This is a genomic window from Prescottella subtropica (genome assembly GCF_005434945.1).
Classification (GTDB): Bacteria; Actinomycetota; Actinomycetes; order Mycobacteriales; family Mycobacteriaceae; genus Prescottella; species Prescottella subtropica.
The window spans coordinates 20,239-28,752 of sequence record NZ_SKCH01000034.1 but is presented as its reverse complement, the minus strand read 5'-3'; the positions used below and the strand labels follow the sequence as shown (position 1 = coordinate 28,752).

Here is an 8,514-nt window from a genome sequence, read left to right as displayed (position 1 = left end):
CCTGCCCACCGGCCAAGGCGCCGGCACCGCCGAGGACGCTCTCGACACCGCCTGCGGCCTCTACCTCGCAGACCCGACCGCGTGGGGCTGAACCCCCGACGAACTAACGCCGACGACCACTAGCGGGAACAGGCTGTATAGGTCGGTGTCAGCGCGGTCGAGGGACTGTGCGGCGGTGCGGGGGTGCGCGATCACGAACGCGGCCAGTGCGGTTTCCGCGTCGGTCAGCCGGCCCGGAGGGTTCGTGGACGGTGCGGCCACGGTTTCCCGTGCGCGGGTGTTCGCGGGTGTGGTGTGGATGTCGCCGGTGTGCACGCCGATGCGGTCCGCGGCCCAGCTCTGGTATTCGCGGCGGAGGACTGCGGAGCGGACGTTCTCGAGGCGGCGGCGGACCTGCTCGGTGGCGTTCACTTTCCCTTCGGGGGTGGTGAGGTCGCTGCCGGTGATGTCCGCCTCGAGGAGCATCTGCAGTGCGGGCTTGCGGGCGGTGATGGCAGCGGTGAGGGCGTCGTCGCCGCCGAGGAGGCGCACATCGCACGGGTCGGCTTTCGTGGCGTAGCCGGTGAGGTCGAGGGCTGTGATGTTCGTGGTGCACTGCTGGCATGCCTGGAACAGTGCCCAGGCGGCTTTGCGGCCGGCGTCGTCGTTGTCGAACGCGATGACGATTTCGCCGCCGTCGCCGATCTGGCTCGCCAGCAGGTCTGCCTGGGTGGTGGTGAAGGCGGTGCCGGATGCTCCGACGGTGTTGGTCACCCCGGCTGCGGTCATGGCCATGACATCGGTTTGGCCTTCGACGATGAACACCTGGCGTTGCCGCAGCATCTGCTGGCGGGCCTTGTCGTAGCCAAACAGCAAATCGCCTTTGCGGAACAGGTCGGTTGCTGCAGTGTTCACGTATTTTCCGTGGGCGCGGCCGGTCAGGTCGCGGCCGGTGAATCCGACGATCCTGCCTTGTGGATCGTTCAGGGGCCACACGATCCGGCCTCTGAACGCGTCGTAGGGGCCGCGGTCGGAGTGTTTGGTCATCCCTGCCGCGGTTTGCGCGTCCAGCGTGTGTCCGGCGGCGGTGAGGGCTGCGGTGAGGGTGTCCCCTCCGGCGGGGTTGTAGCCGATCCCCCATTCGGTGGCGTGGGTGCTGGTGAAGCCGCGGGAGCGGAGGAAGTCGCGGGCGTCGCGGGCGTCGGGGTGGTCGAGGAGCCGCTGGTGGAGGATCGTCTGCGCGGATTCGAGGACGGCACGCAGTTGGGCACGGGCCTGCAGGTCGGTGTCGCTGTCGGGGTTGGTGCCTTGTGGGAGTGGCATACCGGCGCGGCCCGCCAAGTCTGTGACGGCGTCGACGAAGCTCACCCCGTCGGCTTGCATCAGGAAGTCGATGATGTCGCCGTCGGCACCGCACCCGAAGCAGTGGAAGCGGCCCCAGTCGATGTTGATCGTGAACGAGGGTGTCCGTTCGGAGTGCATCGGGCAGCGGGCCTTCAATCTGCCGGGCCCGGCAGGTTTGAGGTCGACGTAGTCTGCGGCGAGCGTGTCGAGTCGGACGCGGGTGCGGAGTTCGGTCAGGAACTCACTGGTGAAGCGGCGGTTGGGTGACGGTGATTCCACGCCCGAACTCCTGAATGTGCTGATCTCGCGGCAACTGGTGCCCGGTCAGAGTAGAAGTGCAGGTTGCGGGGCGCGGCACTGCGCGGCGGAGCGATCCGAGGTCTGGCTAGTTGCTGTCGCGGTGTCGCGTCGCCGCGACCGCGTACAGCAGGGACACGATCAGCACGGTCATGGCGAATACGACGAACACTTTCAGCACGACGGGGATGTCGGAGAGGAGGCTTCCCGTGCACAGCACCATGCTGGCGAACGCCATGATGCCCAGCCCGATTCCGTGCCGGGTGTGTTTCTTGTTCTCCGGGCCGGTTTCCTGCGCCGGCAGACTGTCGTGTGCAACTGGTGCTGCCCGGTTGGACACGACGATGATGCCGAGAAGGCCGATCAGGGAGAGGGTGTTCACGGGGCGGTGCGCTCCTATTCGATGGCGGTCGTGGGTGACAGGGCCTGTCTCTGCACCCCGTCGATGATGACGCCGGGTAGGCGCCTCCACGAGTGTGTCCGCTACCGGTTCCGACCGCGGCTTCTGATCATCGCTTGGTGCTTCTTGAACCACGCCTGCTGCTTGGCCTGCCAGAGGTCTTCTTTCTCCTGCCACGGCCCGCGTGATGTTTCCTCGCGTTCTCCGAGCAGGTCAAGGTCTATCGGCCCGTCTTGCAGTACCTGTGTGATCGCGGCGTCGTCTCCGCCGGCCGCACGGATCCGTTTCAGGAACTCCTTCGGAATCCACGCCGGACAGCCGTGCAAGCGCAGCTCGTTGGTGGCGTCCTGGTCGTCGTCGAACCAGGCGACGAGACGGTGGTCGGTGTCGTAGTTGTCGTACCAGGACCACCAATGCCGGACCTTGACTTCGAGGTCGGGGCGGGGCCCGTCTTTGATGAAGTGGCGGAACATGATCGGCCCGGGGGGAAGCCGGTGTCCTGTGATCCAGTTCCAGGTGGTGCGGGCGAACTGTTCCGGCCGGGTGGTGGAGTAGGCGATCTCGACGCCGACTTCCTGCAGCGATTCGATGAGTTTGATGCCGGATCGGATCGGTTTGGCGAGCCCGTACGAGCGGTGGAAGGTGTGCCAGTCGCGGTCTTGGGATCGTTCGGTGTGCACGAGTGGTTCGAACTCTTCCATCGAGGCGATGACCCCGTCGATGTCGATGATCGCGAAGTCCCCGGTGCGGGCTGGAGGGTTCTTCCAGGGTGTCGGCCGGGTTCGTGCATCGTTTCGGCGTGTGGGTGGTGCCATGTCTGGGGGTGTTCTCCTGGGCCCGTGTGCGTGTGTGGTGCTGCCGCCGCAGGGTGCCGTTGCAAGCCGGGAACCCTGAGACGATCCAGGCCGCCACATTAGCGCGTTACCGAAAGGATTCCCTGCTAGACCGGGTCTGTCGGGGTTTCCGGGAGGGGTATAAACACCGGTGGCGTCTCCTTCCGCGGGTGCGGGAGGAGACGCCACTGCAGGTAGGTTCGTCGGGTCTACTGCGAGGTGAGTTCGGTGAGGAGCAGTTCACGCTGACGGTGCCCGAGACCGCGCACCTTCTTGTTGTCTGCGATCTGCAGCTTCTCCATGAGGGTGATTGCGCCCTGCCGGCCGCGGCCGGGCATGGATTCGATCAGGTGGATCACCCGCATCTTGCCGACGACGTCGTCGGTCTCTGCGCGCTCGAACACGTCGGTGATGGTGATGCCGCCGGCCTTGATCTGCGCCTTGAGGTCAGCGCGTTCCTTGCGGAGTCGGCTGGCCTTGGCCAGGCTCTCGGCGCGCTGTTCGGGGGTGAGGACGGGAAGCGCCATGTCTGCAATCTCCCTTGCTGATGGGCGACGGTGGATGGCCGTCTGTTTCCGGTGGTGGCGTTTGGGCGCCGTGGTCGGATTCGTTGTATCAACACGGTTTCCGGGTATGCGGCATCCGCGTCACAGTGGCTGCGGGATACGACCGATGGTGACGGCGGTGGCACCGTTGCCGGTCAGGACGAGCTGCGACATCGATTCGTACGGGGTGTAGCCGCGGAGGGTGATGCGGCCGCCTCCGCTGTGCATGGCGGTGGCGACGATCTGCCGCATCTGCGACAGGGTGACGTCGACTTCGGCTTCGTCGACGCTGGTGGTCATCACGGGGCGGGTGATGATGTTGCGGAACGGTTCGCCGGCGACCGCGAGTTGGCTGCCTTCGCGGGCGACGAACTCGATCTGGTGGGGGCGGCCTTCTGCGTGCCCGAGGTGGTTGCGGATCTGCACGAACGCGGTGTCGTCGTTGAAAGTGCAGGGCAGCAGACGCAGGAAGCTGTCGATCACGGAGATGTCGGCGATGTCGAGATCCCAGCAGCGCAGCCCTGCCGGCGCGGCGAAGGCTGCATCGAAGTTCGGGGTTCGGGTGGTGGGTGCGACGACGGTGACTGCGGTGACGCCGTCGGTGACGGTGATCTGGTCACGAGTCGTGCCGGGGACGACGGTGATCGTCCAGTTCGCGGCAGTGGGGTCGAGCAGGTTCACCGCTTCCGTCCACGCCCCAATCCTGGTGTGACCATGGCAGTCGGTGGTGGCGGTGTCGACGTCGAGAGCGGGGATGTGGACGGATGCAGCGGAGTAGTCGCCGACGACGGCCATGCTGACGGCGCCGTGCCGGGTGATGGACAGTCGGGCGTGGCCCTCGTTGCGGGGTTTGACGGCACGTTTGTGCGGTTCGAGGGCTGTCAGTGCGCGAAGGAACGCGGCGGGTGCGATGTGGGCGGTGGCGTGCCCGCCGGTGTGGTCGGCGGCGATGGTGACGGGTTCGGCGGCGACGGCGGGCACCTCGATGTTGGTGCCGAGGCGGAAGGTTCCGTCGTCGAATGCGAGGGCGCGTGGGTCGCTGCGTCGGGAGCCTGTCAGGGCCGTGAGGTGCGTGGGTGCGATGTGCGCGGTGAATGACTCGGTCGGGCCACGGCGGGAGCGGGTGACGGCTGCGACGACAGCGCAGCCGTTGCCGGCGTTGTCTGTGGCGGTGAAGCTGATCGTGTCACCGTTCAGGCTGATCGTGAGGCCGCTGTTTCCACGGGGGAGGGTCTGGGCGACAGCGATGGCGTCGGCGATGGTCCTGATTGTGGTGCGGGCTGTAGACACAACGGTCCCCTCGTGTTGGTGATTCGTGCGTGTTCTCCGATGGGGTGAGCGTCGCATACGGGGTTCTGTTGGTGCGGCGCGTGCAGGGTGTGACCCGAAATACGGTTCGTATGGTCAGCGCATGTGTAGGAGTCGGAACCAATGCGAGGGCGGCCGGCGGTGCCCGAGCCATTCGAACCCGGTGCTTCGCCGGTTGGCATCTGCGGTGCAGCGGATGTCGCGGTGGGAGCGGCGGGCTGTCGAGGCGGAACAGTCCGGGGATGAAGTGGCGCTGCAGAAGTCGATGGAGTGCTTCGAGGCGGCCGTCAACGATGTTGCGGAGCGGTCGGAGTGGGATCCGCAGTGGAAGGCGGTGCCGCCACCGTCGAGGGCTGCGGAGTTCACCGGCGACTACGTGGCGGCGCAGTCCGATGATGGGCTCGAGCAGCAGTGGAATGCGCTGCATTTCGATCCGCGTTCGCAGGCGTTGATCGAGGAGGAGTGGGATCGTCGGGCCGCGGTGGAGGCGTTGCGGGTCGAGGAGGAGAACACCGAGATCCGTGAAGTGTGGGAGGAGACTCTGGCCCCGGACTGCGTGCAGGCTCTCGATGACGGACAGCTGCAGGGCATGTGGTCTGAGCTGCACGAGCATCGGGATCTGCAGGAGAAGATCGAGGCGGAGTGGGATCGTCGGGCCGCGGTAGAGGCGGGCCAGACACTGAGTGGGGCGGAACTCGAAGAGCTTGAGTGGGCGTACAACAATCTGTCGCCGGCGAAGTATCAGGAAGTGGAGCGGCGAATACTCACCGATCCGAGCATGTGGTCGACCAGCGGCGATGGCGCTGCTGTGGTCAAGCACGGGACGGTGAAGGACGCGCAGGAACGGGAGCGGTTGGCGTACTTCGAGTACCAGTTCGAGCGGTACATCGCGGCCGAAGGGAAATGCCGCGGTCACATGCTCAACAAGCGGGGTGAGGCGTTGGGGGTTGACCCACAGTCGCTGATGTACGGCAATTCCAAGCGGATGCACGCGTACGCGTCGGACGAGTTCAAGGCGGCTGTCGGCGCGTCCGGCGGGCACATGAGTTTCGCCCGGTTCACGGCCCTGCGGGGTGCCCCGACGTCGTCGTCGTATGGGGCGCACAACGCTGAGACATTCCAGGATGTGGCGTATGCGTGACAAGGGTGTTCGCCAGTTCGAGAGCACATCGAGGTCGGGGTATCCGGCGACGATGGTGGAGATCACGAAAGCGCAGACGGAGGGGGCGGCCGCGTTGATGTCGAACCAGCCGTTGAGTGCATGCCCGTATCTGCGGGATGAGTCGGAGCGGGGCCGTTTCCTTGCGGTCATGTGGCAGCGGGGGTGGCGGGCGAAGCAGGCGGAGGCCCGGAACCTGCCGTGACCACGAGTTCGACTCGCAATCCCCATTCCCGTCCAGTCCCCTCACCGTGCCCGATTCGCCGCGTTTTAGTCTCGACGGGTCGCCCCGCTCGAAAGGATTTGCACCGTTGGATTCCGCAACTCCCCTGTTGATGATCGACCGCGAAGGCAGCCGAGATCGCGATGACACGTTCGCGGTGACGCCGCTCCCCGACGGCGGCTGGCGATTCGTCGTGCACATCGCGGCGGTCGCCGACATCGTGCCGGCAGGCTCCGATGAGGACCGGCGGGCGTTCACCCGCATGACGACCCGCTACCGCCCGACCCGCACGTTCCCGATGCTCGGCGAAACCGTGGAGCAAGCCGCGACACTGACCGGGCAGGCGGATCGGCCGAGTATGCGGATCAGCGGCACGATCCGCGCCGATGGGATCGTCGCTGACGTCGACGTGTCTCGGGCTGTGATCCCTGTCGGGGGTTGCATCGAGGTCACCTACGCGGCCGTCCCCCGTCTGCTCGCGGACCCGGATGCGTTGCTGCACCAGCCGTTGCGGGACGCCTACGACGCCACCCAAGCTCTGCTGGCGGCCCGCCGCGCGAACGACGGCTTCGTCTTCTACGACCTGGCGCGTGGTCTGGTCGCCACCGAAGAAGGTGGGATCACCCACCTGGCGGAAGAGTTGAGGACGAACGCGTATGTGATCGTCCAGGAAATGATGATCGCCGCGAACGAGGCCGTCGCCACCTGGTGCGTCGGCCGTGAACTGCCCATCCTGTACCGGAACCACCGGGCGAACCTGGTGTCGTGTGGTGGGCGACTGCTGGCCGATGAACTCGAGGCGGCCGCGGGCGACCCGCAGATGACGGAACGGATTCGGGCCCGCCTGGTGACGGCGTTGCGGCCGGCCACCTACGACGCGACGGTCGCCGGCCATCAGGGTGTCGGTGTCGCCGCCTACTCGCATGTCACGTCACCGCTGCGGCGGGTCGCGGACTTGATCAGCCAGCGGATCATCCTCGCCGAGGTTGACGGCCTCCCGGCCCCGTACACCCGCGAGCAGGTCGCGGCGCTTGCTGCCGACATCAACCGGCGGGTGCGGGAAGAACGGGACGCAACATCCGAGCATTTCAAAGCCGCTGACAGGCGGAAGACGGTGCAGGCCGCGGCCGGGAATCTGGCGGTGCTCGACATGAAACGGTTCCGGAAGCTGCTGAAAGCCGCTGGCGGCGGGCCGCTGGACAGCAGGCTCGACATCGAGATTCGGCGGCGCGTGGATGCGGACCTGCTCAACCCGCCGGATGTGGCGGTGCTGTTGATGATCGACGACGTGTCGTGGCGGCCGGTGCAGGTGTATGCGTGCGCGCGGTGGGCCGATGTTCGACGCGAAGCAGCGGCAAGTGTGCTGTCGGCGTGGGTGCAGGAACGGCCCGAGATTCCCCCCGCCGAAGTCGAGGTGAGGCAGCAGGGCGCCGCGCATGCACCAGCTTTCGCAGTGCAGGCCGCATTCGATGGGGTTCGGGGCCCGTGGGTGGTGGGGTCGGTGAAGCGGTCGACGGAGCAGTCTGCGATGTGGGCACTGTTGGAGGCTCGTCTGCACGGCGATAACCATGCTGGTGACGAGCCCGTGTGGCCGGTGCTGGCCACACCGGTCAAGACGCCAGCCCCGAAGCCGGTGAAGGCCAAGTCCGGCCCGCCGGCGGCCGCACCGCGACCCGCCTCTCCACCGTCGTCCGGGGATATGGACCGGAAACGGGTGAAGGCGTTGAAGAATCCAGTCGCGTGGCTCCACAATCATGCGAAGACGCTCGGCTGCGAGGAGCCTTTGTGGGTAGCGGAGAAGGCTGGGCCGGCGCATGCACCGGTGTTCACGGTGACCGTGGAGTTCCTGGGCCACCGGGTCGCTGTGTCGAAGTCGGTGAAGTCGGAGGCGAAGACCGCCGCAGCTGCGAACCTTGTGAATGAAATCTTTTCCAGCGCAACGGGTTAGCCGGGCATTTCGCCGTCCACATGGGTGATTGTGTGCGCGTGCCGCACGCCCGGAACACGGTCGCGACGATGAGTGGGTCAGATCACAGAGTCCCCGCTGGGTGTCCCTAGCACCCAGCGGGGATCACGACCCGCAGATTGGATGCTCGCGATGTCGCACAACCACGATATGGCATACCTGCTCGCCCTCCTGGACCGTTCTCCCGCACCCACCACCCGCTACCAGGCGGACCCGGTCGCGGTTGCGCAGCAGTTCCACGACGACCTCGATGCCGCCGCGTCCGGTCGAGTGATCTACTCCCCCAGCCTGTCCCCGACCTCGGCCCCGGACGTGGTCGAGCCTGTCAACCCGCACACGATGGGGTGGACCGCTGCGGGCCTGGCCGCCCTCGCAGTCGGCGCGCTCGGCCGACTCGACGTCCTCACCATCGACTGGTCCGCGCTGCCGCTCACGTAGCGTCCGGCCACCGAAACCGCCC

Annotated in this window: 9 protein-coding genes; 4 read left to right on the top strand and 5 right to left on the bottom strand. The window is 66.6% G+C overall.

Annotation, left to right across the window (positions count from 1 at the left end; all coding sequences use genetic code 11):
- Positions 1 to 60 precede the first annotated feature (60 nt).
- From dnaG to E0497_RS19165, 5 genes are all read right to left on the bottom strand, one after another.
- Positions 61 to 1,602 carry a DNA primase gene (gene dnaG, locus E0497_RS19185; RefSeq protein WP_161987455.1) on the bottom strand — a complete coding sequence of 514 codons (1,542 nt, stop codon included), beginning with the start codon at positions 1,600 to 1,602 and terminating at the stop codon, positions 61 to 63.
- A 106-nt stretch (positions 1,603 to 1,708) separates the two neighbouring features.
- Positions 1,709 to 2,002, bottom strand: a complete 294-nt coding sequence (locus tag E0497_RS19180; protein WP_137726397.1) for a hypothetical protein — start codon at positions 2,000 to 2,002, stop codon at positions 1,709 to 1,711.
- Between the two features lie 101 nt (positions 2,003 to 2,103).
- Complete coding sequence (locus tag E0497_RS19175) at positions 2,104 to 2,700, bottom strand: hypothetical protein (RefSeq protein WP_137726396.1); 597 nt, start codon at positions 2,698 to 2,700, stop codon at positions 2,104 to 2,106.
- Positions 2,701 to 3,062: 362 nt separating this feature from the next.
- Entirely contained in the window at positions 3,063 to 3,380 is a 318-nt protein-coding gene (mihF, locus tag E0497_RS19170; protein ID WP_137726395.1) for an integration host factor, actinobacterial type, read from the bottom strand.
- A 120-nt stretch (positions 3,381 to 3,500) separates the two neighbouring features.
- Positions 3,501 to 4,688 (bottom strand): hypothetical protein, encoded by a 1,188-nt coding sequence (locus E0497_RS19165; protein ID WP_137726394.1) that lies wholly within the window; start codon positions 4,686 to 4,688, stop codon positions 3,501 to 3,503.
- A 193-nt stretch (positions 4,689 to 4,881) separates the two neighbouring features.
- Between E0497_RS19165 and E0497_RS19160 the strand changes: the two genes are divergently transcribed.
- The 4 genes from E0497_RS19160 to E0497_RS19145 all read left to right on the top strand — a co-directional run bounded on the left by E0497_RS19160 (position 4,882) and on the right by E0497_RS19145 (position 8,492).
- A complete protein-coding gene (locus tag E0497_RS19160; protein WP_137726393.1) occupies positions 4,882 to 5,847 on the top strand; it encodes a hypothetical protein in 966 nt (321 codons plus the stop codon).
- A complete protein-coding gene (locus E0497_RS19155; RefSeq protein ID WP_137726392.1) occupies positions 5,840 to 6,070 on the top strand; it encodes a ribosome modulation factor in 231 nt (76 codons plus the stop codon). Before E0497_RS19160 ends, E0497_RS19155 begins: the two co-directional genes overlap by 8 nt.
- 106 nt (positions 6,071 to 6,176) lie before the next feature.
- A complete protein-coding gene (locus E0497_RS19150) occupies positions 6,177 to 8,036 on the top strand; it encodes an RNB domain-containing ribonuclease (protein ID WP_241665979.1) in 1,860 nt (619 codons plus the stop codon).
- 168 nt (positions 8,037 to 8,204) lie between these two features.
- A complete protein-coding gene (locus E0497_RS19145; RefSeq protein WP_137726391.1) occupies positions 8,205 to 8,492 on the top strand; it encodes a hypothetical protein in 288 nt (95 codons plus the stop codon).
- The last annotated feature ends 22 nt before the right edge of the window (positions 8,493 to 8,514 follow it).

What these genes read in the sequence shown, in the direction of transcription:
- E0497_RS19155 (WP_137726392.1), top strand. Translation starts at nt 5,840, where the DNA reads ATGCGTGACAAGGGTGTTCGCCAGTTCGAGAGCACATCGAGGTCGGGG.
- E0497_RS19145 (WP_137726391.1), top strand. Translation starts at nt 8,205, where the DNA reads ATGGCATACCTGCTCGCCCTCCTGGACCGTTCTCCCGCACCCACCACC.
- mihF (WP_137726395.1), bottom strand. Translation starts at nt 3,380, where the DNA reads ATGGCGCTTCCCGTCCTCACCCCCGAACAGCGCGCCGAGAGCCTGGCC.